The 24157-nt window shown below is 54.9% G+C and carries 18 protein-coding genes; 4 read left to right on the plus strand and 14 right to left on the minus strand.

Translation table 11 applies throughout. The features are described 5' to 3' along the window. Window positions 1–94: 94 nt before the first annotated feature. From VN12_RS16500 to VN12_RS16515, 4 genes are all read right to left on the minus strand, one after another. On the minus strand, window positions 95–1000 hold the full coding sequence (locus VN12_RS16500; protein ID WP_146677865.1) for an ABC transporter ATP-binding protein: 906 nt from the start codon (window positions 998–1000) through the stop codon (window positions 95–97). Next, window positions 993–2066 carry a DMT family transporter gene (locus VN12_RS16505; RefSeq protein WP_256388095.1) on the minus strand — a complete coding sequence of 358 codons (1074 nt, stop codon included), beginning with the start codon at window positions 2064–2066 and terminating at the stop codon, window positions 993–995. The genes VN12_RS16500 and VN12_RS16505 overlap by 8 nt, the downstream gene beginning before the upstream one ends. Before the next feature lie 72 nt (window positions 2067–2138). Further along, window positions 2139–3236, minus strand: coding sequence for a hypothetical protein (locus VN12_RS16510; RefSeq protein ID WP_146677867.1), 1098 nt, complete (start codon window positions 3234–3236; stop codon window positions 2139–2141). 79 nt (window positions 3237–3315) lie between these two features. Then, the gene (locus VN12_RS16515; protein ID WP_146677868.1) at window positions 3316–4971 is read right to left on the minus strand and encodes a putative manganese-dependent inorganic diphosphatase; all 1656 of its coding nucleotides are present in this window, start codon (window positions 4969–4971) and stop codon (window positions 3316–3318) included. A gap of 309 nt (window positions 4972–5280) precedes the next feature. On the opposite strand from VN12_RS16515, the gene thrS reads away from it, so the two are divergent. Together thrS and VN12_RS16525 are read left to right on the plus strand one after the other, a co-directional pair. Beyond that, window positions 5281–7473: a threonine--tRNA ligase gene (gene thrS, locus VN12_RS16520; protein WP_146677869.1), complete on the plus strand. Its 2193-nt coding sequence runs from the start codon at window positions 5281–5283 to the stop codon at window positions 7471–7473. 92 nt (window positions 7474–7565) lie between these two features. After that, complete coding sequence (locus VN12_RS16525) at window positions 7566–7847, plus strand: hypothetical protein (RefSeq protein ID WP_146677870.1); 282 nt, start codon at window positions 7566–7568, stop codon at window positions 7845–7847. Window positions 7848–7876: 29 nt separating this feature from the next. Here the strand turns inward: VN12_RS16525 and VN12_RS16530 are convergent, their stop codons facing one another. After that, entirely contained in the window at window positions 7877–10969 is a 3093-nt protein-coding gene (locus tag VN12_RS16530) for an FtsK/SpoIIIE family DNA translocase (protein ID WP_240491170.1), read from the minus strand. Between the two features lie 128 nt (window positions 10970–11097). On the opposite strand from VN12_RS16530, the gene truB reads away from it, so the two are divergent. Continuing rightward, window positions 11098–12021, plus strand: a complete 924-nt coding sequence (gene truB, locus VN12_RS16535; RefSeq protein WP_146677871.1) for a tRNA pseudouridine(55) synthase TruB — start codon at window positions 11098–11100, stop codon at window positions 12019–12021. A 6-nt stretch (window positions 12022–12027) separates the two neighbouring features. On the opposite strand, the gene VN12_RS16540 is transcribed toward truB, so the two are convergent. From VN12_RS16540 to VN12_RS16580, 9 genes are all read right to left on the minus strand, one after another. Then, window positions 12028–12513, minus strand: a complete 486-nt coding sequence (locus tag VN12_RS16540; RefSeq protein WP_146677872.1) for an ExbD/TolR family protein — start codon at window positions 12511–12513, stop codon at window positions 12028–12030. Window positions 12514–12518: 5 nt separating this feature from the next. After that, window positions 12519–12956, minus strand: a complete 438-nt coding sequence (locus tag VN12_RS16545) for an ExbD/TolR family protein (RefSeq protein ID WP_146677873.1) — start codon at window positions 12954–12956, stop codon at window positions 12519–12521. A 64-nt stretch (window positions 12957–13020) separates the two neighbouring features. After that, a complete protein-coding gene (locus VN12_RS16550) occupies window positions 13021–13767 on the minus strand; it encodes a MotA/TolQ/ExbB proton channel family protein (RefSeq protein ID WP_146677874.1) in 747 nt (248 codons plus the stop codon). A 65-nt stretch (window positions 13768–13832) separates the two neighbouring features. Then, window positions 13833–14906, minus strand: coding sequence for a tetratricopeptide repeat protein (locus VN12_RS16555; RefSeq protein ID WP_146677875.1), 1074 nt, complete (start codon window positions 14904–14906; stop codon window positions 13833–13835). 66 nt (window positions 14907–14972) lie between these two features. Next, window positions 14973–18008 (minus strand): hypothetical protein, encoded by a 3036-nt coding sequence (locus VN12_RS16560; RefSeq protein ID WP_146677876.1) that lies wholly within the window; start codon window positions 18006–18008, stop codon window positions 14973–14975. Between the two features lie 168 nt (window positions 18009–18176). Continuing rightward, window positions 18177–19577, minus strand: a complete 1401-nt coding sequence (larC, locus tag VN12_RS16565; protein ID WP_146677877.1) for a nickel pincer cofactor biosynthesis protein LarC — start codon at window positions 19575–19577, stop codon at window positions 18177–18179. 27 nt (window positions 19578–19604) lie between these two features. Beyond that, window positions 19605–20528: a dihydrodipicolinate synthase family protein gene (locus VN12_RS16570; protein ID WP_146677878.1), complete on the minus strand. Its 924-nt coding sequence runs from the start codon at window positions 20526–20528 to the stop codon at window positions 19605–19607. A gap of 35 nt (window positions 20529–20563) precedes the next feature. Next, the gene (locus tag VN12_RS16575; protein WP_146677879.1) at window positions 20564–21607 is read right to left on the minus strand and encodes an AIM24 family protein; all 1044 of its coding nucleotides are present in this window, start codon (window positions 21605–21607) and stop codon (window positions 20564–20566) included. A gap of 119 nt (window positions 21608–21726) precedes the next feature. Continuing rightward, window positions 21727–22332: a hypothetical protein gene (locus VN12_RS16580; protein WP_146677880.1), complete on the minus strand. Its 606-nt coding sequence runs from the start codon at window positions 22330–22332 to the stop codon at window positions 21727–21729. Window positions 22333–22426: 94 nt separating this feature from the next. Here VN12_RS16580 and polX point away from each other — a divergent pair, with 94 nt between their 5' ends. Further along, window positions 22427–24157 (plus strand): DNA polymerase/3'-5' exonuclease PolX, encoded by a 1731-nt coding sequence (gene polX / locus VN12_RS16585; RefSeq protein WP_240491171.1) that lies wholly within the window; start codon window positions 22427–22429, stop codon window positions 24155–24157.

Here is a 24157-nt window from a genome sequence, read left to right on the forward strand (position 1 = left end):
AAGCAGTCCGCCGAAGGCGCAGCCCGATCGGCTTTCCACCCACTCACTCAATGGACCTGACGATGCAGGGGGCTATCGGGTTCCGTTGTTATCATCACGGACGAGCGATGCGGACAAAGATATCGTGCAGTGTCGGTTTTACGATTTCGAAATGCTCCACGCTTCCGAAGTCGAGAAGTCGCAACAAGAGATTTCGGTGGGACGCTTGGTCGTCGAGTTGTATTTCCAAGGTTCCGTTGTCCCATTTCGCGAGCGAGACGCCGGAGATGGCGTGAATGGATTCCAGCTCCATCGAAGGAAGGTCTGCAAAACGGATTCGCACCTTCGGTTCCGTGTAGAGAGATTGGATCTCAGGAATGGTTCCGTCGAGTACTTTTCGACCTTGAAAGATCATACACACGTGATCACACATCTTTTCGGCGATCGCCATGTCGTGCGTGCTGAGGATGACTGTCGTGCCTTCCTCTCGCAGTTGCAGGATTGCATCGCGGATCAATTCCATATTGACGGGATCGAGTCCGCTGAAGGGTTCATCGAGGATCACGACTTGAGGTTTCGACGCGATCGCGGCAACAAACTGAACCTTTTGCGCCATTCCCTTGGAAAGTTGATCGATCCGCTTTCGATACCAGTCGGTTGCACCGAGGCGAACCATCCATCGTTCGATCTCTGCATTGGGATTACGATTACCTTTGATGCGGGCGAAGTAGCGCAAGGTTCTCCAAACGGTCATGCGTCGATAGAGGCCACGTTCTTCAGGGAGATACCCGACACGATCGTCCGCGCAGGAGCGATTCGATTCTCCTAAGACTCTCACGACACCTTGATCTGGCCGATAGATGCGGAGCATCATTCGCAACGTGGTTGTTTTTCCGGAACCATTGGGACCGATGACGCCGAAGATCGAGCCGCGCGGGATGTGCAGATCGAGTGGGTGAACCGCTTGATGCGATCCGAATTTTTTCGAAACACCTTCGAGTTCGACAACCCAATCACTCATCGATTATTTCCCGTTTTTGAGTTGGCCAAAGAGCGATGATGTTGGCGAACAAGATCAAGATGCCGCCGGCACCGAGTTGCCAGGTGAACGATTCGTTTTGATAGTCGATCGCGATGAACCATCCGATGATACCGGGAAGTAGCATAGCCCACGATGACGCGAATACCGGTTCGGTGCTGTAAATCACGGAAGCTTGAGATGCACTGATGGCGGGCTGGAATGTGTTCATCCCGAGAAAGGATAAGATCGAGCAGAAGATTGCCAAAAACAGGAGCAATCCCACGACGGCTGGTTGGCTGCCGATCGCGAGCCAGGTGGACCAAGAGACATCAATGGACTGGGAAAACTCGGAGCCGTCGAGCCATTGTCGGCTCACAACGAAAAAGACCCAGGCGGTGAGTGCGGCCGTGACAAACATGCCAGGGGTCAAATGCGCGGATCGATAGCGCTTGCCAAAGGTGTCGACCAACAGCACTTGGCCGCTGAAGAACAAAGCTCCTAACGTGGTCCAAAGATCTCCCCAGTTAAGCGGAACCGTGGAGGAATCGTCGGCCCAGCGCACATTTGCAAACGCGAGGACATATCGATGGGCATCGGAGAGGATTGCCACGCCCGTCAATGCGAGCAGGCTTCCGATGCAGACGAAGACGGAAGGGCGTTGCTTGAGCAGAAACGACGCCATCAACGGGGTGTAGACGGCGGTCAAACTGGTGAGGAATCCACTGCGCGAAGCAGGGATCGTCGCCAACCCGACGACTTGCAGGATCAATCCGAGGCAGAAAAGCATCCCAATCCAAAAGCCCGCGATCCACTCCGCCTTAGAGGTTCGAAAAAAGAGCTTGGGTAGCACGACGCTGAGCAGGAAAGAAGCGATAGTGAAACGCATCCCGATCAATCCAGCGGAGCAGGCAACCTGCATCGAGGTAGGCATTTGAGGGTTTGCGACTCCGAAGTGATCTTCCATCACTTCGTTGAGGCTCTTCATGACTGGAAACGACATGCCCCACAGAGCGTTAACTCCAATGAGAGCGATGATCGCAACAAGTACAGGACGGGGGATGGGCAATCTTCGACTCCTCGACAGCGACTGAAGCGTAGGATTCCCGTTCGTTCCGCTCCAAATGGACAGAGGAGGAGTTTAGCGAACGAAGAAAGGAACGGGAGGGAGAAATGCGTGTTGCAGAAGGAAAACCGCTGCCCCTTCCCACGAGGTGAAGCGTGCCAAGTAGAGGGCACCGACATAGAGGAGCACTATCGTCAAACGAAATGGCCACACCAGGTAACGAGAAAACCACCACGCCGGTTCGCTCGCTTGGTTCGCGCGTTTCCAAGCCCAACCGATTGCTATGCGAGCCGGGAAAATGAAAAGGACAAAGAACAATGTGAGGATCCACTCCAGCTCCTCCGGGATCCGCTCAATACGGAGTATGTAGAGGGGCGTGGCAAAAACGAGCAACAGTCCGAGTGATATGGTCAATGTCCAAGGGGACTTGAAATAGGCTTGGCGGATGTCTCGCACTCGTAAAAAGCTTCGAAAGTCCCCTGACTTCGCAAACTCGACCTGCACATAGGGCAATCGGCTAACTACCCATACCATCCCGATCGCCCCGATCAGTCCCAGGATTCCCTTACCCGTATTCTGTGCACCGGTCAGCGAGAGAATCATCAAGCTGGCAGGTAAGGCCAACCAAATCAACGCCCCGAGCGAAGCCAGAAAGCCGCGGCTAATCAAACGGAATAAGTGCAGGGAACGCAAACTCGACCAAAGTCGATCTTCGGCCAGATGCCAAAACTCCGGGCGGAAGATGCTTTTCAGCAAGCGAATTGGAGCTGGCCACAAAAAGTCTCGCAGTCTTCCACCGCGATAGGCGGCCCAAAGGATCCAAACGATCCACAAGAGCGTGAGGGCCATCGCCGAGGCTCGCAGGCGGGGACCTTGAGGACCATTGGGGTCGATCAAGGCAGCGGTGTAGGCGAGATCCGCGACAAACCAGACGGGCAGCCAACTCAATCCAATCATCGCGAGCGCCAGCACCAATCTTCGGGCTTGGAATGCCCCCGGAAAGCACTCGGTCCAAGGTCGATTGTTCGCCATCCTCGCGGAGCATTCGAGCATGTATCCCAAGCTGGCGAATTGAAGGATCGGGATCGTAGCGCAGAGGCTGAGCAAGATCGTCAGGCTGACATAACTGCCCACTCCTCGCGCAAGGGCGGCCAAGCCGCGAAGCAGAAACATAAACGGGTTCCTCAGTGGGCGTGTCGCCAGTGTGAATCGCTCCCCAAGTTCGTTCGCCGCAAAAGGTTCTTGGAATAAATCAATGACGCTGCGAGGTTTCGATCAACTGGGCGATCAACGGCAAGAGTTGCTTCTTGCGACTCACCACGTTATCCAGCTGATACAGATTCCGATCGAGACGGGGGTAATTGATTTCGTCCCATTCTTCGGATTCATGCGATAGGAGTAGGAGCGAACCATTGCTGACCACATCGGTTACCAGCAGAGCGGAAAACTCCAGCTTGCAGCTCTCGGCCATTGCCTCCAATGCCGTTCGCAAATCATCCTTGCGATCCCAAAAAAGATCGAACCCGATCTCTTCAATCTGCGAGATCGAAAAACGAATGCCGTGTTCGACAAACTCTTTGCAGTCTTCGCGAACGACTTCTTCAGCGGTGCATGTGCGGAGAGCGGAACCGATTTCAAAGAACTCTTTGGCATATTCTTCCAGATCGATTTCGACAAACCCTCGCAACCATTTGAGGATATCGCGGTCGACATCGGTCGTCGTGGGGGAACGCAGGAATAGCGTATCGGAGATAATCCCTGCGGCCATGCACAGGGCGATGCCTGGTTTGGGCATAATTCCCCACGCTCGAAATTGACGCGCGACGAGTGTGCAAGTCGATCCGACCGGCTCGTTGATAAAGCGAATCGGTTGCGTCGATTTCAGTCCACCTCCCAGACGATGGTGGTCGAGGACTTCGATGATATCTGCTTCGTCCGCCCCGTTGACGGCTTGGCTGAGTTCGTTGTGATCGACGAGAATCAACCGTGGCTTGGGTGGGTTCACCAAATCCGATTTCGAAAGAACTCCGACCAGCGTTCCGGAATCATTGACCACCGGGAAGATGGGCTCGTTCGAGTTCTCCACGATCGCGCGTGCTTCGTCGACCGGTTGCTTTGCGTAAAGAGAGATGTAGGTCTTGTCGACTGCCGAGTCGATGAACTGCGCGGACTTGATGCGCATGGTTGTTGTGGCCGTATCGAACGGGCTCTGAATCACTGCCACATTTCGGGCTTGTGCGAGCTGAACCAAGCCGGATGACAACGAGTATCCGCCCGTGACCACCAAGGCCCGGACTCCGTGTTCGATCGCAGGGAGCTGGATGGTCGGTCGGTCGCCGCTCACGACGAGCAATCGTTCGGCGGGAAAGCGTTGCATTCGCTCGGTGAAGCCCCCCGCGCTCATGGCACCCACCATGACCAAGAGTTCATCATGCTGAGCCGGTTCAATCGAGTGTTGGAATGTTCCTCCGATGATCTCACAGATCTTCGAGAGGCTTGTTCGAACGGTTCGCGTCTTCAGAGGGTCTCGATCGTCTCGGAAGATCAAGTCCATCAGTTGGAGCAAGGAGAGGACACCAATGACTTTGCGTTGGTCGTCGATCACGGGGATGGCCCGAAGATCGTGCTCCTTCATCCGTTGGTAGACTTCGTAAAACACGTCGCCATAGGAGGCTGTCGTGACGTTTCGCTGGCAAACATCCTCTACTTCCGGGCGAACGTCCATCACCAATCGGGGTGGAGCGACCTTGGCACGTCGGAGCAAATATTCGGTTCGCTTGTTGGGAGTGCCGCAGGACGCCGCAATCGCCTCGGGGCGCGTGGTTTGCTGCAAAAGGTCCGCGTAAGCGATAGCGGAACAGATTGCGTCGGTGTCAGGATTGCGGTGGCCGAATACTAAAACGGTCATAGGTACAGAAGCGACTTTGAGCCAGTGATGGGGAGCAGAGGTGATCGGACGATTTCTTACAGGTTCAACAATACACACTTCCGCCCGCCGCTTCGAGTACAGTATCGATCTTTCTGATCCCAGGGAGTCGGAATGCCGCAGGGGAGCGGCATCCGGACGGCGGTTCCGTTTGGGAACCCCTATTGCAAAGTGACGCTCGTATCGCGAACATTGCGGACGAAAGAGGGTCATCTGTTCTGACGCTCATACCTCCATCAATCTCCTCCTGCGGCTGCGCCCAACTGTGCCGAGGGTAAGGAAAGGTTCATTATGCTGGAAATCCAACTGCCGGATGGCTCCGTTGTGCAACATCCCGATGACGCGAGCCCCCTTTCGGTGGCCGAATCGATCGGCTCCAGGCTTGCGAAAGCAGTCATCGCTGCGAAAGTGGGCGATCACGTTATCGACGCGACTCGTTCTCTGCATGGGTTCGCAGGGAAGGGCCCCATTCCCCTTCGCCTCCTGACCGAAAAAGACCCAGAAGCACTCGGTGTTCTCCGTCATTCCTGTGCCCACGTCATGGCTCGAGCCATCATGCGGCTCTTTCCAGGCGTATCACTGGCGTTTGGTCCGACGATCAATAATGGTTTCTACTACGATTTCGACCTCCCCAGAAAACTGAGCGAAGAGGACTTCGCTGCGATCGAAGCGGAAATGGCGAAGATCGTTGAGAAGGGGGAATCATTTGAGCAATTCTCTCTCAACCGCCAGCAAGCGATCGAGCTGTGCAGCGACATGAAGCAGGCTCTCAAAGTGGAGCATATCCAGACCGGTCTCGCCTCCCACGATTCGCTCGGTTTCTACCGCCAAGGGGAATTTGTGGACCTATGCCGCGGTCCCCATATTCCGGACGCGAGCCGCATCAAGGCATTCAAAGTCATGAGTGTCGCGGGCTCGTACTGGAAAGGGGACGCGTCCGGTAAACAGCTTCAACGGGTCTATGGTACTGCTTGGTTCAGCCAGAAAGATATGCAGGCATATCTCGATCAAGTGGAGGAGGCGAAGAAGCGAGATCACCGCGTGATCGGTAAAAAGCTCGGGCTGTTCCAAATCAGCGCCGAAGTTGGCCAAGGCATGTGTTTGTGGCTTCCAAAGGGCGCTCGCATTCGCAGTTTGCTCGAAGATTTCTTGCGCAAAGAAATGCTCAAACGGGGTTATGAACCGGTCTACAGTCCTCACTTGGGCCGCGTCGAACTCTACGAAACCAGCGGTCACTTCCCCTATTACCGCGATAGTCAGTTTCCCCCCCTTTTCGCCAGCGACGCCGGTGCATTGGTCGACGCTTGGATCCGACGACTTGAGGATCCAAATGGGTTGCAGCAGGTCCACGAAACCGCCTTCCTCCAATCCGCAGAAGTGCTCGGTTGCGAGTTGAAGGGCTACGATCTACTGTCTCCAGCTTCCGATCGGATCGCGATCCTGCAACAGTGGCAGCGTCAACATGAACGCTATTTGGTCAAACCAATGAACTGCCCGCACCACGCGCAGATCTTCAAAGCAGCACCTCGATCCTACAAGCAGCTTCCACTGCGCCTCTTTGAATTCGGCACCGTGTATCGCTTTGAACAAACCGGTGAGCTGAACGGGATGCTGCGCGTTCGGGGGCTGACCCAAGACGATGCGCACATCTTCTGCACCCAGGACCAAGTCGAACAAGAGTTTCGTAATACCATCGAGTTGACACGACTGGTGCTCGAGTCGGTGGGGTTGAAGGACTATCGCGTTCAATTGTCCCTTCGCGACCCGAAGAGCGATAAGTATGTCGGTTCGGAAGAGAATTGGCAAAAGGCCGAAGCGGCCTTGCGTCGCGTCCTCACGGAGTCAGGTCTTAACTTCTCTACGGCCGAAGGAGAAGCTGCGTTCTACGGTCCCAAGGCAGACTTCATGGTCCGCGATTGCATCGGTCGACAGTGGCAGCTCGGTACCGTTCAGCTCGATTACAACTTGCCAGAGCGGTTTCAGCTGGAGTATGTCGGAGCGGATAACAAAACCCACCGCCCCGTCATGATCCACCGAGCTCCGTTTGGTTCGATGGAGCGATTCGTTGGTATGCTGACCGAGCACTTTGCGGGTGCGTTCCCGATGTGGCTGGCTCCCGAGCAAGTGCGCATTTGCCCGTTGAGCGAGAAGTCGAACGATTACGCGCTCGAGCTGGAAAAGCGATTCACCGAGGCGGGATTCCGAGTCACTACCGATTTGCGCGGTGCGAAAGTCCAAGCCAAGATTCGCGACGCCCAACTAGAGCTGATCCCCTATATGGCCGTCGTGGGCCCGCGCGAAGCGGAAACCCAATCGATCGCGCTTCGGGATCGGATCTCCGGTGAGCTCGGAACCATGCCCGTCACGGAAGTTCTCGAGCTATTGGGGAGCGAAGTGCAAGAGCGTCGGATCCGTCAAGTCGCTGAAAACAAGCTGGTGGCGACATCAGAAGAGCCCCAAGAAACCGCAGAGAACGAATACTAGTTGACACCCCGGTCTGGTAATCTATAGAGGTTGGTAGTCTACAGGTGAGCACTACCTCCTCCCAACTCAGTGTGGTTCTCAAAACGATTATCATGGCAAACGAACTTCCCACGCGCAGCGCTGACAAGATTCTGAGCGAAGAATATCTCGTTGCGCGCGCGAAAATACTGGAGCTTGCAGCGACCCTGGATCGATTGGCCCGGGCACCCGGTGAAGTCGATTCGCTCCCGCAAAAGAAGCTGCTGGATCAAGCCATGAAGATCTTGATCGACCACGAAGGCGACAAAGCGAGACGCGTGCAGTTACTGCTCAGCCGACAATATGAAGCCGACTGGCGAGCGAAATTGGAGGTCGACGCGGGGCGAGCGCGCTAGTCATACTGCTGCGATGGCGACCGTTCGGCTCACTCGTCGTCTTGCCAAATGATTTCGTCGTCCTCCCCGTCGGAGCCGACGAAGGCTTCTTCGGATTCCGATTTGCTTCGACTCTTCCGTTTTTTGCTTGATTTCGGTGGCTTGGCTTGGCTCAGCCCCTCATCGCGACGCATCTTCTTGCCGCGGCCCTTGCTGGTCGGAGCGGGTTCTCCCTCTGCGTTGGCACGCATTTCCTCCCATTGCTGAACGGTTATCTGCACCTCGCGCGCTTGCGACCCGTTGTACTCTCCCACGATGCCGTCTTCGGCCATGAAGTCGATCAATCGGGCCGCTCGACCGTAGCCTACGCCTAAGGCGCGCTGCAACAACGAACAACTACCGCGTCCTTCTCGGACCACGATATCGACCGCCGCCTCGTAAAGATCATCCCGCTTCTTGAAGCTCCCCGGCTTCACTCCTTCCCCTTCGTCTTTGTTGACCTTGAGCTGAACAAGCTCTTGAACAAAGTTCTGCACCCCACCCATGCTGCAGTGATCGACGATCGCGTTGATTTCATCGTCGCTCAAATAGGTACCTTGACCGCGCAGCAATTGGCTCGTTCCCGGCCAGAGGAATAGCATGTCGCCGTTCCCCAACAGTTTGTCCGCTCCCATTTCGTCGAGAACAACGCGGCTGTCGGTTCGGCTGGCGACTTGGAAACTGATACGGGCTGGCAAGTTGCTTTTGATCAACCCCGTGATCACATCGACGGTCGGTTTTTGGGTAGCAAGGATCAAGTGGATTCCCACCGCTCGACTCTTTTGGGCCAACCGAATGATGTGGGCTTCAACTTCTTTTCCAGCAGTCATCATCAAGTCGGCCATTTCGTCGACCACGATGACGATGAACGGAAGATGATCCGGGATGAGATCCGCTTCGTCATCGTTCTCCGGCTTCAATCGATCCAGTAACTCTTCCCGACCCAGCTGGTTGTAATTGGTCAAGTGACGAACACCAGCGCGCGCGAGGAGCGCGTAGCGTTCCTCCATCTTGTCGACGGCCCAAGCCAATATGGCTTCCGCTTTTCGCATGTCGATGACGACAGGGTGCATCAAATGGGGCAAACGACCGTAGCAACTAAGCTCGACCATCTTCGGGTCAATCATCAGCATGCGAACCTCGTCGGGCCGTCGCGTCATCAAGATCGAGGAGATGATGGAATTCAAACAGACCGATTTACCCGTACCTGTTCTACCCGCGATGAGCAAGTGCGGCAGGCTAGCCAAGTCGACGGTGAGAGATTTGCCCGATACGTCTTTACCGAGGAATAGGGGGATCTTTTGTTTGCGAATCTGCGGACCGCTTTCTTCGATCACCTCTCGCATACGTACGATCTGCCGTTTCTCATTGGGTACTTCGATACCAACGCTGTTCTTGCCAGGAATAGGGGCGACGATACGAACGCTGGGAACTCGAAGGGCGATGGCTAAGTCATCTGCCAAACCAGTAATCTTGCTCAATCGCAATCCGGCTTCCAACTCGATTTCGTATTGGGCGATCACCGGTCCCGTTTCGACTTCGACAACACGAACATTGAATCCAAAGTTTGCGAAGGTCTGCTCCAGCACCTTCGCCTTTCGCTTTACCTCTTCGGTTTGTTCGTCATACGAGATGTCATCCGATTCGGTGAGGAGATCGAGACCAGGGAGTGCGTACTCCTCGGTTCCTTCGGGAAGCTTGGTGTCGTCCATCTCTTGGAGAGAGTCCGCGGGATCTTCTTCGACAGGCACTTCTTCTGGTGGCGGCTCCTTTTTCTTGGACTGCCCAGTCTTGATCTTGGGGACCCGTTCTTCGATATGCGTCGCGTCGGAACGGATCGTCAGACTTCGTTTTTTGCGAGGTTCAGGAGAAATAATTTCTTCCGGCTCTTCCTCTTCGGTGTGGACCTCATCCTCTTCGCCATCGTCATAATCACCTTCATCCTCTTCGGAGTACTCTCCATCGTCGTCGTACTCTTCGTCCTCCGCATACTCGTATTCGTCTTCGAGCTCCTCGTCGCTGTCGAGAAGTTCGTCATCCGGCGGTGGTCCGTTTTTCTTAGCATCCCCTAAAAGACCACCTGCAATCGCAGGAAGGGTAGGGGGAGTTTTCGGTTTCGGGAACGAAAGATCGGTTCGAACGGATGCCTTTGCATCTGAGGCCAGATCGCTGGTACTGATGGTTGCGCTGGCCCGTCGGCCGATCCGAATCTGGGGACCGTCCGGACCCTCGTGGTGTTGGTCTTGGTGCGACTCACCCTCTAGTTCGTCATTCGACTCGGTTTCTCTAGCAGGCCCCGTAAGGGCTTGCGTTACACTTTCGACGGCGCTGCGAATCGCTGACATCCCCATGACACTCGTACTCTTCGGCGCAGCAGTTTGTTCGACCATGGCGGAGACGGACGTTGGATCCTGCCGCATGGTAACCGAATTGGGCAAGTCGGCTCGCTTTGGGGAGAATACACCTGTAAGCAGCTCTTGATGCCGACGCCATGACCATGTTGGAATTCGGAAATAACGAGCGGCGATGAGACTGCCTGTCGCCGCATACCCGAAATAGCGGACCAACGCGTATTCGGTACTCAGCAACATCCCTCCTGCGAAGATTCCGAGAACGAGGATCGTCCCTCCCGCATGGGCCAAATGGTTGTCCATCCAGAGATTGCAAAGGGTTCCCAAGTAACCACCCGCTCCAATTGGAACGGGAATGCTCGGCTGCATTCCCAATCGCCCTGGCAAGCAGCAAACGCTGAGGAGAATGAGGGACCAACCCATCGACCGTCCCAACGAGGACGCCCACGGCTTCTGTCGGAGCATGACGATTCCAGATAGCACCATCAATCCTGCGAGCAGATAAGCGCCGATGCCGGTGGCTTGCAACAGAATATCGCTTAGCAATGCACCGATATAGCCACAACTGTTTTGCACCGATTCATTCGCCGGGTAGGCCGGTGCCATGGGCGTGTAGAGCATCTGAACGATCCGCGGCATTTCACCGAGATTGTCCGCAGCATCGTGCGAGAGGAGCGATAGCCAAACCAGCGACGATGCAGCAAACATGACGACTGCAGCGACATCCCAGCGAACTGATCTTTGGTTTTCCATCACTCCACACTCCAGAAGAGGGCGATACAATTTCCCATTGTCCTCCTTCGGCAAAAGTCTCCGATTTCCTCCAAAGAACCGCGAATTGCCTAGCCTTCGCGTTACAACCCCTACAATCCACCTACAAAATGTTTGGACTGCTTCCTCTTTACAAACCGAGCGGTCCCACAAGCCGAGACTGCGTGAATCAGGTCCAACGCCTGATCAAGCCCGTGAAAGTAGGGCATGCAGGGACGTTGGATCCCATCGCATCCGGAGTCCTCCTCCTGCTAGTCGGCAACGCAGTACGGCTAACCGATGAATATCACGAATTGGACAAAGAGTACATTGGCTCGTTTCAACTCGGCCGCACCAGTCCGTCGACGGATACCGAAACGCCTTGCACGCTCCTACCCACCGCTCCGAGTTTCACGCGAGAAGACCTAAACTCGGTGCTACCTCAGTTCCTTGGCGAGATCGAGCAGATTCCGCCGACCTACTCTGCCGTGCGAATCGATGGGGAGCGTGCCTACGATTTGGCCCGTAGTGGAAAGACAGTCGAGATGCCATCCCGAATGGTCACTATCTCGTGTATTGAAGTTCTCTCGCTCTCGGTGGAAACCGATTCGACTCCGACGATGACGCTTCGGGTCGTCTGCGGGACAGGAACTTATATCCGTTCTCTAGGGCGGGACATTGCTCGAGCGCTCGGAAGCGATGCCGTGATGAGCTCGCTCGAGAGGACTCGCGTCGGGTCTTATTCTTCAGCGAATGCCATTGGTGCGGACACACTAGCGAATCGGCAAGATATCGCGAACGCTCTCGTATCTCCTCAATGGGGACTCGGGCAGCTACCGCACGTAACACTCGACGACGATATATTGAATCGATTTCGGATGGGGCAAAAATTGGACTGGACTGATACCCCGGAATTGCCCCTTGCTTCCAAGGTTCTGGCGAGCGATTCCCAAGGGCGTTTGCGGGCCGTGCTTCGCTTCGTGCCACGTGACTCTATGGAAGGCGAACCCAAGGACGTTGGGCTTTGGCGAACGGAGAAATTCTTCAACGATTGATCACGATCAAGGCTGAGGTTTTCGCGGCGGAGCGAACTTGATCCGTTCCACCAACCGAGTCACATTATCTCCCTGCTTTTGACCGGTCACGGCTGTGATCGCTTGGACGACGTAAACGTATCGAAGGCTATAATCAAGGTCGATTTCAACCTCGGGCCCCTCTTCGGGGCTAGGTGGGGCAATTCCCCCGGTCAGTTGGAGGATGAACTCACGCAGCTTTCCGAAATCGGATCCGAAGGATTGTTGATCATTGATAACAATATCCGCAAGTTCCCCATCGGCGTTGGCTCGCAGTCTTAGTTTGATCGGAATGCTCGTGTTGTCGGGAGAACCCGAACCGCCCCCCAGGGGCATCCGGATGTTAAAGTCACCTTCTTGTGCAACGATCTTGAAGGTCATAATGAAGAAGATGAGAAGCAAGAAAATCACGTCGATCATGGACGTGAGCTGCAATTCCACCTTCTCGTTGGAGCGTCTGCCTCGAAATTTCATGATGCTCAGTCTTGCTCCTTGACCCGCAGGGTGAACTGTTCAAAACCAAGCTCTTGACATCGTTTGATCAAATCTTGGAGGACACCACCGGGAGTGCTTTGATCCGCTCGGATGATCAGGTTGGCTGTCTTTGCCGATTCGCCATTCCCCTCGAGTACCGTGATCTCGGTGCGGAGCAGAGGCGCGAGCGACTCCACCGTCGCGGTATTGGAACCCATGTAGACGGCGGAATTCGCACCTAAGTGGATATAGATTGAATTCTTCAGGGGTGCGTCAGCTGGTTTTGCAAGCTCGCTGGTGGGGAGCTTGATTTTGTCATTCTGATCGTCTTGGGAAAAGTTGATCAGCACCATGAAAAAGATAATGAGCTGAAAGACCATGTCGATCATGGACGTCATATCCATTTCGGCCGCTTTCGCCTCGAATCGCTGTTTGAATTTCATGTCTTGCCCTACTTGCTCACGACCGACCGTTCGATGCTCCCAACCGTTCTCAACATGGCGGCCGTTACTTCACAAAGGGCATAAACTTTTCAAGCAGGTCTTCCGATTGGACGCCGGCAAGGAGCGTGTTGCGCTGCACTCGATTTCGGAGGATGTTGTAAACGGTGATCGCGGGAATTGCCAACAAAAGTCCCACGAGCGTCGTGTAGAGGGCTTGCTCGATCCCACCCGCCAATTCATTGGGTTTGGGGGTTTGGGCGCTCGCAGCAATTTTTCCGAACGACGTCACCATCCCTTGCACGGTCCCGAGCAGTCCCACCATGGGGGCGATGTTTCCAATGAGGGCCAGATAGCCTAGCAGATGCTCCAGCTTCATGATCTCCGCTTCGCCGATGATCTGCATGGCTTCGTAGGCTTCTTCCTTTCCTTTTTGCAATTTCCCCAACCCTGCGGTCAGAACTTGTCCAAGGAAACTGTCGTCGGCTTGCACCAAGTCGACGGCGGCCTGAGCGTTCTTCTCTGCCAAGCTGGCTTCGATGCCTTGGACCAAGTCATCGGGAATGAAATTGCTCTTTTGTACTGCGAGGATGGCTCGGACCACCAACGCAACCAAGATGATCGACATGATCAAAAAGGTGATGGCGTACGAGGCACCGAGGGCCACCCACGTCTTAACGAGCATGTTCTGCTGAGCGGGAGCTGCAGGTTCCTGAGCATAGAGGGCTCCCGTCATCAGGAACCAACTCACGGCGCATGGCAAAGTGATGCGTGCCCAGGCTGCGAAACTCGAACGGAAGGAAGCAAAACGCATGAAAGTCTCCAAGACTACCGACTAGGAAAACGGTGACGAGATGGATGGAGGATCAACCCTCAAAGTTACTTTTTGGCCCACGAGGAATTCGGGTACAGCTTGACCAATTCGGATTTGGCATCGGCTGCACGAAGGGGTTCCCCCAGTTTGTTCCAGAGCACCGATAAATTGTACAGTGCTTCGGCATGGGCATCGGCTTGGGTGGAGTAAAGCAAGTGGGTTTTTAGGAAGGAAAGGATCGCTTCTTGATGGTTATTCTGGCTTGCATAGATTGCCCCCAGGCTATTGAACAAGGCGGCAAATAATTCGGCATCCGAGGAATCTCCGTCATCGACCATTTTTTCTAGCGAAGCAACTGCGTCCTTCCCTTTCCCCTGCGCGGCGTCGCATTGGATCAATCCTATTGCGGCCATCTTCTGAACCTTGAGCATCGCGGCATCCGAGACACTCGCTTGTGTCACTGCTGCCAACTTGCTGCGGGCTTCGTCGACCTCCCCTTGGAGAAGCAATGCTTTACCTTGCAGGTATCCCCCTCTCAATTTGAGCTCGGGGAAAGGAGCACCGGCGACAGCACCATAGTATCGAGAGGCTTGGTTAGGCACTCCCAGAGCGATAGCCAAATTACCTAGAGTTTCGGACGCGGCATAAAAGTTCGGGGAACTCGGATAGGTTTTCGCCCAGTCCAAAAGCAACTTGGTGGCGTTCACCAAATCCCCCTTGCCGCGCATGGCTTGGGCTGCAGCGAGATAAGCTTTGTAAAAAGCGAAGTCCTCTTTCATGGCATCGGTTTTCAAAGCCGAAGCTGCCACGTCGGCAATTTCTGTTTCCGCTTGATCGAATTGGCCTTGAACAATACTGTCCTTCGCTCGCGAAAGCGTCTGGGGTTCCCCATCGTAAACGACCCGTTCGACGTCGATGGTATCAAACGATTGCGTCGTTCCGCGATTGGACTCCAACACGATCTTATCCCGTGTTCGCTCGGTGATGCGTCCCGTAGCCGCAGCGCCACCTTTAGTAGGGAAGACGCGGTCTCGATCTTGCGCCGTAGCGCTCGATACTGAAACCAATACGATAGCGAGCGAGGTCCAAATCGTTCGGCCGGAGAGGGGTATCGCACGATGGATCAATGAAGAAAACATAACTTGGTTTGTCGCAATGGGTAAGTTGGATTGATGGCAGCGTGTGAGCTGTGGGTCAGTAAATCGCTATCGATTCAAATCCTGCTGAAGTTCCGCTTCCAGTCGTTCGAATTTCGATTTGAACTCGGGAGTTCCAAAGTTGGGGTGGAGAACTTTGGTTTGACGAATCACGGTCATGGCTCGGTTGAGTTCCTTCTTGCGGGCCTCTGGATCGGTCTCCAGCAAACCGCTTGCGCGCTGGCAAGTCGCAATGTTGAAACGGGCTTCGAAGTAGATGTCGCGGAAACTATCCTCCTTGACGCGTGATGCGGTGAGTTGCGCGATTCGATTCCAACCCCAAATCGCATTGGCTCCCTTGTCGTTCGGTTCGGTCCCCGCCCAAGCTTTGTAGAGCAAATCTTTATCGCGATTGCCACCCCACGCCTGCAGATTCTTAGCGGCCGCAATCTGAAACGTCACATTCATCGGTGTCTGCTTCAGGACATCGACAAAGATCTTGTGCGCCTCTTCGTACTTTCCTGCGCCGGCACGAGCCATTGCGATCCGCATTTGAAACTCTTCCGGCTTGCGATTGGCCGCCGCAATTTCTTCTGCGGTTTTCGAGGCGATCTTACTGTAGGCTTGGTCGGCAATCTCCATCAGCTCTTTCGATTGGACGGCGAGCCCGGGGACTTTTTGCAAGTTGCTAGCCAAAACGAAAACAGAACTGCCTGCTGAATCGAGAACGCTGATGTCGGATGTGAGCGCAACAAGCTGCTGCACCAACACACCTAAGGCTCCTCCGAGTCGAGCCTGATCCTCCAAGCTGCTAGTTTGTGAAACCTTGGTCGTGATCGAGTAGGCCAAATTTCGCAGAGCGTTGGTCAACAAGGTGTCGTCGGCGCCCGCCAAGGCCTTCATTCGGTCGACTGTTTCCGTCAATTGCTGCGTATCGAGTGGTTTGGCATTTGGCAGTCCTGCAGCTTGCACCATTGCTTGCAAACGGAGTTTGTAGGATTCCAGCTTATCTTTGGCTTCCAGCTTGTCGTTCGTCTCCATCAAGACCAACGTTCCCTTTTGAGGATCGTTGAGTATTTGATTGGCTTCGTCGATGCGATCGGCCGCGAGATAGATCGATGCAAGAGCATTGGCGCCGTGGATCGAGACGTTATCGGCTTTGTTGGAAGAAAGGTTTTTCCAAGCTCCCTGAAGAAGGGATTCGGCTTTCGCGAGAAGCGCTTTGTCTTCGGCGGTTTCCTCCGTCTTGTTGGTTCGATGTTCTGCAGCCCGCAACTGGTAGTCGCGCCAAAGCATTTGCCCCAATAGACTCGCACCGCCGATCGAATTGCCGCCGGACATTTCGACATAACGCTCCGCGTCCTCGTATTTTTTCTCGCGAATGGATAGCGTGACCAGGACATCGACCGCATTGCGACTCGCATCCGTGCCTGGCGCGATTTCTAGCATGAGTTTGGCGATTGTTTCCAAAGTCGGAATCAAGCCGGCTTGTTGATCTTTCGGTGTTGCGTCGATGAGTCGGGAGAGGGAGACCAATGCAAATTCGCCGCACTGGATGGCCTTGTCCGTATGGCGATCTGCCTGCAGGACGGCTTGCGAAACTGCCAACGCTTCCCAGAGCTTATCTGTCCGAAGGTATAGATAGGCCAAAAAGTACTTGCTCTCAAGCAACGCTTCGCGTCCATCGGCCTCGCGAAAGAGCTCGAGCGATCGACGATAAAGTGCAATGGCTTGTTCGCGATCCCGGGCGACATCGGCCGCAAGCTTGTCGATGTCGTCAGCGGAAGCATTTTGTTGTTTCAGGATGGGAAGGGTTCGTTCACTGTTTTCGGCTCGCTCCAATCGAATCTTCGCTGCAGCCGTCGCTTCTTGAAAGCTCTTGGTCTCGGGTAAGCTCTCGTCGTTCGCGGGCGCTGTGTCGAACCCCAATTCGGACAGCCCCTTCGCCGCACGTTCCTTGTGAGGCCCGTTGATTTTCAAAAGGTTTTGATAGGTGTCGCGGGCTGCTTTGCGATTATTGCGGAAAAGGTTTCCGTCCTTACCCTCGGTAAGCGTTTTTCCATACGCGAGACGCGCATCGGCCAACGCCAATTGCAGTTCGATACCCTGTGGTTCGCTTCGTTCCTGGGCGGAAAGGGATTTGGCCAGCTCGTCTCCCAACCCAATGGCTGCCTCGTATTTGGGAGGTTGTTGGGCCAACTCCAATCGCACGAGTCCCGCCGTCGCCTCGATTTTCCAAGTGCGAAAGATCCCTGCTTCATTGATTTCGGTGACACGGGTGAAGCTCTCCCTCGCTTCCTTCCACTTGCCCAGCTTCGCTTGGACTTGACCACGATAAAGCAAACAGAGAATACGTCGCCCGGCTTCTCGTGAGGATGTCGTTGTCTTTTCAATAATCTCACTGAGTTTGGCTTCGGATTTTTCAAGCCATTGCTTCCAATCGGTTGACCCATCTGGGTAGGTCTGGCTCAAGAACTCAAGTGTCTTGGCGTGCAAGATCTCGGCTTGCCGGTACTCTTCTTGGTAGCGGTCTCGAAGAGCCTTGTCCTCCGCCGTTTGAGCTCGGTTACCAGCTAGGTTTTGCAGGATGGGCTTGAGCTCTTCGTTGATGCTCACATACAGGGCTATTGCATCGCTGTAACCTTTGCGGGCTTTCTCCTTCAATTCCTCGGACTTGGCGGAGTTCTCCGGTTTTTTGCTTTCTTGGATAGCAAACGCAGCCCGATCGCGTAGCAAATCCCCCAATCGAGTTTGGGCTTCGCTTTTGCGAGGATGAGAACCGGCTGACGCGAGAAAGCTACGGAGTTGCTCCTCGAGCTGCCTCATCCTCGCCTCGATTTGATCGGGCTTTTGCAATGTGAGAAGCGAATCCTGTAGGAGACCTATCTTCTCCAAAGGCAAATCCGCTCGCAGACTCTCCGGGATCCGATTCCGCTTTTCCGCGATCTCGATGTATTGGATGCCGATATCAAAGAGTTGCTCGTCCCGCAGCCGCTCCAAGAATCGCTTCGCCGGTTCCTCCGCGACCATCGAAGGTGCGGATGCGGCTCCGCAAGCGAATGCAAGGCAGGTCATCCAACCGGATCGATTCGAAAAAATAGACATCGCGAAAAGGTTCGATATCGAGAAAAGGGGAAAGCGAGATCCACTCGTTCAGTATAGCGTCTCGACGCTTTCAAGTGCGGTACAGCGAGACGCACCCAAAGGGACGTTCCACCTCCAGCCCCGTGTCAACGCTACAAGCCGGAACAATGTACTCAACAGAATGATCGATCAGGGCAAGTCCCTGTCTTCATCGCGTGGCCATGGGGCGCTGTCCCATCGATAAAAGGTGTCTCGATCGGTCGCCGAGCGATCTTGGTCCTCCATCGCCGCTTGCTGCAATTCGAGATTCAGCGACGCGGCTGGATGCGTAGGAGATGCGATGGAGGGTAGGGACGAATCCGCTGGTAACTCTTGTTGTTCGGGTGGCAGGGGATACTCGTGTTGCAGCGATTCCTCCGCGCGATAGCAGCGGCTCACTTCCTCCACGACATCTTGCAATCGTATGCAGCGCTCCTTCGCTATCCAACAGCAGTCGTCGTACTCGGGGGAGAAATCGACTTCCCCTGTCGGGAGTTTGGACACTTTGCCTCGCACCAGGCCCCACGGTGTACCGACGCCGATCGATGCGCGGGGAAGCACCAACCGCGCTTGCTTGCGTACACGGATTCCCAAGGTGCCGGTGTGTCGGAACAACTCCGACTCCAACGCTTGGCGGTCTTCACGCCGGCAAAGAACGGTTAGCATGACACCTGGACGCTGCTTCTTCATTTGGATCGGGGTCGTGAATACGTCGAGAGCCCCGGTTCTCCAAGCAGCTTCGATGGCGAATCCGATCCGTTCCCCACTCACATCGTCGAGATTTGTCTCCAAGACCCACACCATATCCATATCTTCCGAAGCGGGGCGAGTCGGAATCGCATGACCTATGAGGATTCGGAGCAGATTGGGGCGATCGGGGACCTCTCGGCTTCCGGCACCATATCCGATGCGGTTGACCTGCATCGCCGGTATCGGACCATATTCGGAAACCAATTCCGCGAGAAGAACAGCCCCGGTCGGGGTTGTCATTTCGAAGGGGAGCCCGCATGGAGCAATCGGAATGTCTCGGAGCAACTCCGCCGTTGCAGGAGCTGGTAAGGGCACCACGCCATGGGAGATCTTTACCGTCCCGCTTCCTGTTGGAACCGGGGAGGCAACGGCCTTCTGGATGTCGAGTTCGTCCCACGCGACGGCCACGCCGACCATATCGACAATCGAATCGATCGCACCTACTTCGTGAAAGTAAACTTGATCGATCGTTGTCCCGTGTACCTTGGCTTCGACTCTGGCAAGTCGCTCGAAGAGTCGATGGGCGATTTCGGCCGCGTTCTTGCTCATCGTCGCGCGCCGGATCAAAGCAAGGATATCGAGCAAATTGCGATGCGCATGCTCCTTGGGATGTTCGATGACCAAATGCTGACCGCGAAATCCTTTGCGAGTTGCAGCCTCCGATCGAATCGATACTTCGGGAAGCCCCATAGAATGAACAACTTCCTGCACCGACTTGAGCGATGCACCGGCGTCCAGAAGCGCTGCCAAGGTCATATCGCCACTGATACCGCTGTGGCAATCGAAGTAAGCTATTCGCATGGTCAATCCGATTCCACAAAGGGATTATTAGCGTTGGATCCAGTCAAGGAACCCCATGGACTCGAGATCGCTTCGCAACTGTTTTTTCGTAGCGTCGCAGATCGGGTTGCAAGGGAGTCGCGGGGGGCCAATTGGGACGCCAACCATGTCCATAACCTCTTTGGCCGACGCGACGTAACTTACGCTGAAAAGCTTCCGCACCAACAGAACGCTGCGGTATTGCTCGAGTCTCGCTGCTTCGAAATCACCGCGTTGGAAGGCGGCGTGCAGGCGATGGTAGATGGGAGCGGCGAAGTTATAAGTGCTCCCGACAGCCCCCTTTGCGCCGAGGCTTAGTGCTGCGAGCAACGCCTCATCGCAACCGAAGGGGATGTCCCATGGGCCGCGCGGATGGTGCAGTAGCTCTTGATACATCATCAAATCGGAGTTGGTGAACTTGAGTCCGACCAAGTTCGGAATGGAATCGGAGGCTTTTTCCATGAACGAAGTCATCGAAAGTTGAACGCCGGTCATGGATGGAATGTCGTAGAAATAGAATGGTAGCTGGGGGGCCGATCTGGCGATCTGTCCCATGCACTGAACCAGCGTATCGACGGAATTCGGCTTGAAGTAGCTCGGGCTGAAGGCCGCGACAGCGACTGCCCCGAGTTCCTGAGCTTGCTGGGCTAAGGTGCACGCATCGGTTAGACAGTTCCCTCCCACATGGACCACCACTTGGAGCGAGGTGCCGCGCACGACCTCCATCCAGCGTTTGGCCAAGGCGAGTCGTTCGTCCACGGAAAGCGAATGGCATTCCCCTGTTGTTCCGCCTATGAATACAAAAGGGACGCAATTCGCTTCCAAATGGGCCGCTTGCTTCTCGACGACCTCCAAATGAAGATCGCCGTTGGAGCGAAACGGGGTATGGGTGGCAGCGACAAGACCATGCAAAGGAATGTGGTGAATTGACATGAAGGATTCGTCTGAGGGAGGAATGGTCGGGGGTGTTATTCTTGATTACCCATGAGTAGGCTGCCGAGTCCGAGGCCTCCGAGTACGGAGCCTTCTTCGGCATGTTTGCTGGTACCCCGCGCGGCGGAAACAATGCTGGAGGCCAGTCGGGAAAAGGGAAGACTCTGGAGCCAAATGGGACCCGGGCCTGTCACGGTCGCCATGAACAGACCCTCTCCACCGAAAAGGGTGTTTTTAAAACCTCCGACAAACTGCACGTCGTACTCGACGGTGGGCCCGAGCGCCATCAAGCACCCCGTGTCGAGTCGGATCCGCTCGCCCGGTGCTAAGACGCGATGCACCATTGCCCCCCCTGCGTGGACCAGCGCGATACCGTCACCGCGGATGCGCTGCATGATAAATCCTTCGCCGCCAAAGAGTCCCACACCTATCTTCTTTTGGAAGGCGATTGAGACTTGAAGCCCCTTCGCTCCGCAAAGGAACGCGCCCTTTTGGCAAATGATCTCCCCACCCATCTGATCCAAGTGCATCGGTGTGATCCGACCAATCGTCGGAGCTGCAAACGCGATATGCTCCCGACTTCTGGGGTTGTTGTTCGTGAAAGTGGTCATAAACAGCGACTCGCCCGTGAGGACTCGCTTCCCGGCAGAGACCACTTTGTTCCAAAAGCCACCACTGCTGCTCGATGGATCTCCAAAAACAGTTTGCATTTCAATGCCCGACGTCATGTACATCATGGCACCAGACTCCGCAATGACCGTTTCGCCCGGGTCGAGCGTCACTTCCACAAATTGGGAGTCGTCCCCGTGAATGGTGTAATCGATCTGGTCCGAAACCCCTTGCTTTCCCGAGGGGGACTGAAACGAACGGCTGACTGGGAAAGCCGCCTGCCCTGCATGCGACGATGGGGGGGGCGAAATCGAGGGAGGGGAAGTGTTCAGCGGCGCAGTCGGCAATGAAGATGTTTCTTGAATCGCTTCGAAAACCTGGGAGCAATCCTGACAGCGAACCGATTTGCCAAGATGTTCCGGAGCGAGCCGATAGGCTTTGGTGCAATGAGGGCAGCGGATTGTGAGCATATTTCAGCGTGAGATCATTCGAACGGAAAGCGAGGAGATGGTAAAAGCTCGCAAATTGTAACGCTTTCCCAAGATGTTCGGAAAGCGGACTCCATAACAATCGCGGATTTCGACGGAGTCTACGAAACGACGTACTTCTCACTCAATTCGGACTCCGTGGACCTCAGCTCTGGTGGTTCGTCCGACTGCAGCATCAATTTGAGGAACAACCAAATCGACACCCAAACGATCAGCAGCACCACATGCATGACGATGGCATGGGTGATCGTCCAAAGAAAGACCGCCAAAAATGCCATGCTCGTCGCCGGGACATCGGGGCGCATCTCGAGTTGAAACGGAGAGACGATCACGGCGGAGCAAAAACCGCACATCAGATCGATAAAAGTGCCGATGGGAAAGATGATCGATGCGATGAGCCGGAGGATGTAGGTTGCATAGAGGGAATACCGGATCGCTTTGCGCTGCCGAAAAGCCTTGTCGTGTGTCCGATAGTCCATCAGTACATAAAGAACGATGAAGATCGCGATTCCTACCAGCATCGCCGGCCAAGTCCCGCGAGGAATAATACTGGTGGCGATAATGAAACTGGGGGCGGCGGCCACGCCACAGACGAGTGTCCAAGTCCCAAACGAGCGGAGGTAGGAAAAGCTCGTCGGAGTCGACGGAGCGGATGCCTTGATCGGTTCTGTATAAATGGACGCTTGGTATGGGTTGATTTCGGACATATAAAGTTGCCTGGGCGCGGGCGATGGATGTTATCCGGTTCGAACGACCATTGTAGACCGTTTTTATTCTCCGGGTTGCATGGAATTGGCTGTCATGATTTCAAACGTCGAAATTGCGAATCTCTTTGAAGAAATGGCGGACTTGCTCGAGCTATCTGGCGAGAATGCATTTCGCATCCGAGCCTACCGCAATGGGGCCAAGGCCATCGCCGAAATGTCCGACAGCGCTGCGACCTGGGTCCGCGAGGAAAGAGATCTCACGAGCGTAGAAGGGATCGGGGAAACGTTGGCCGAAAAGACGAAGGTCATCGTCGAGACAGGACATTTACCTCAACTCGAAAAACTGCGAGCCGCCGTCCCTGCATCGTTGCGGTCTATCATGGCGATCCCTGGACTGGGGGCCAAAAAAGCGATGAAGCTCTTCCAAGAGCTGGGCGTTCAAGATCTCGCAGGGCTCCGATCCGCGTGCGAATCCGGCTTGGTCGCTAACCTCAAAGGATTCGGCGAGAAAACGCAAACCAGTATCCTTGCGAACATGCAAATCGCCGAGAAAGCCGCAACCCGGATCTTGTCCGATGCAGCGGAGACTCTCGTTCAGCACATTCGCAAGCACATGTCGCAGTGCCCGACGCTGGAGCGAATCGAGTTCGCCGGAAGCTACCGACGGGGTAAGGAATCGGTCGGCGATCTCGATGTGTTGGTCACCAGCGTCGATCCTACTGCGGTGATGGATCACTTCGGAAAACTCTCCATGATCCACGAAGTCATCCAGCGAGGCGACACAAAGATGAGCGTACGTGTCCAGGATTCCTTTCAAGTCGATTTGAGGGTTGTCGACGATGCGAGCTGGGGTGCTGCCCTTCAGTACTTCACCGGCAGCAAAGAGCACAATGTTCGCATTCGGTCCATGGCAAAAGCGAAGCGGTACAAGATCAACGAGTATGGTGTTTTCACTACGGCAGATGGAGCACATCGTGTCGCGGGCGCGAACGAAGAGGAAATCTATCGGTTGCTCGATCTGCCCTGGATCCCCCCCGAGTTGCGTGAAGACCGTTTGGAGTTTGAGCCTGATAGCAACAAAACGATTCAGCAACTGATCGAGCTTGGAGACGTTCGCGGGGATCTACACATGCACACCCATGCGACCGACGGCGAAAACTCGATCGAAGAGATGGTAGAGGCGGCCAAGCAACGAGGGCTTTGTTACATCGCGATCACCGATCACTCGAAACGGGTTAGCATGGCTAGGGGCTTGGATGAAAATCGCTTGCGTGAGCAATGGAAGACAATCGATGCTATCAACCGAAACTCAGACGGCACTTTCTGGATCTTCAAAGGAGTCGAATGCGACATACTCGAGAACGGGAAAATGGATTTGGCCGACGACTGCCTCGCAGAGGCGGATTGGGTGATCGGCAGTATTCATTACGGGCAAAAGCAACCTCGAGCCCAAATCACCGAACGGATTCTCAATGCGATTCATCACCCGCATGTCCATATGATTGGACACCCAACAGGTAGGCTGATTGGCAGACGCGAGCCCTACGACGTGGATTTGGAGCAAGTCATGTCGGCCGCTGTCGAAAAAGGAAAAGTGCTTGAACTCAACGCCAATCCCCATCGACTCGATTTGAACGATCTCCACACGACCACCGCTGTGAGACTAGGGATCACGATCGCCATCGATACCGATGCGCACTCTACCCAGAGCTTGGATTTGATGAAATTCGGAGTGCGCCAAGCTCGTCGCGCTGGAGTGAGGGCATCGCAAGTGCTCAATACCCTTTCCCTTTCCGATATTCGACCGCGTCTAGGAGTTCGGTGA

Source organism: Pirellula sp. SH-Sr6A (genome assembly GCF_001610875.1).
Classification (GTDB): Bacteria; Planctomycetota; Planctomycetia; order Pirellulales; family Pirellulaceae; genus JBKCUI01.

Excerpts from the sequence above, each read along its gene's own strand:
- VN12_RS16560 (WP_146677876.1), bottom strand. The coding sequence starts at position 18,008 with ATGTCTATTTTTTCGAATCGATCCGGTTGGATGACCTGCCTTGCATTC.
- VN12_RS16545 (WP_146677873.1), bottom strand. The coding sequence starts at position 12,956 with ATGAAATTCAAACAGCGATTCGAGGCGAAAGCGGCCGAAATGGATATG.
- VN12_RS16540 (WP_146677872.1), bottom strand. The coding sequence starts at position 12,513 with ATGAAATTTCGAGGCAGACGCTCCAACGAGAAGGTGGAATTGCAGCTC.
- VN12_RS16555 (WP_146677875.1), bottom strand. The coding sequence starts at position 14,906 with ATGTTTTCTTCATTGATCCATCGTGCGATACCCCTCTCCGGCCGAACG.
- VN12_RS16575 (WP_146677879.1), bottom strand. The coding sequence starts at position 21,607 with ATGCTCACAATCCGCTGCCCTCATTGCACCAAAGCCTATCGGCTCGCT.
- VN12_RS16530 (WP_240491170.1), bottom strand. The coding sequence starts at position 10,969 with ATGGAAAACCAAAGATCAGTTCGCTGGGATGTCGCTGCAGTCGTCATG.
- VN12_RS16500 (WP_146677865.1), bottom strand. The coding sequence starts at position 1,000 with ATGAGTGATTGGGTTGTCGAACTCGAAGGTGTTTCGAAAAAATTCGGA.
- VN12_RS16550 (WP_146677874.1), bottom strand. The coding sequence starts at position 13,767 with ATGCGTTTTGCTTCCTTCCGTTCGAGTTTCGCAGCCTGGGCACGCATC.
- polX (WP_240491171.1), top strand. The coding sequence starts at position 22,427 with ATGATTTCAAACGTCGAAATTGCGAATCTCTTTGAAGAAATGGCGGAC.
- larC (WP_146677877.1), bottom strand. The coding sequence starts at position 19,577 with ATGCGAATAGCTTACTTCGATTGCCACAGCGGTATCAGTGGCGATATG.
- VN12_RS16525 (WP_146677870.1), top strand. The coding sequence starts at position 7,566 with ATGGCAAACGAACTTCCCACGCGCAGCGCTGACAAGATTCTGAGCGAA.
- truB (WP_146677871.1), top strand. The coding sequence starts at position 11,098 with ATGTTTGGACTGCTTCCTCTTTACAAACCGAGCGGTCCCACAAGCCGA.
- VN12_RS16515 (WP_146677868.1), bottom strand. The coding sequence starts at position 4,971 with ATGACCGTTTTAGTATTCGGCCACCGCAATCCTGACACCGACGCAATC.
- VN12_RS16580 (WP_146677880.1), bottom strand. The coding sequence starts at position 22,332 with ATGTCCGAAATCAACCCATACCAAGCGTCCATTTATACAGAACCGATC.
- VN12_RS16570 (WP_146677878.1), bottom strand. The coding sequence starts at position 20,528 with ATGTCAATTCACCACATTCCTTTGCATGGTCTTGTCGCTGCCACCCAT.
- VN12_RS16510 (WP_146677867.1), bottom strand. The coding sequence starts at position 3,236 with ATGTTTCTGCTTCGCGGCTTGGCCGCCCTTGCGCGAGGAGTGGGCAGT.
- thrS (WP_146677869.1), top strand. The coding sequence starts at position 5,281 with ATGCTGGAAATCCAACTGCCGGATGGCTCCGTTGTGCAACATCCCGAT.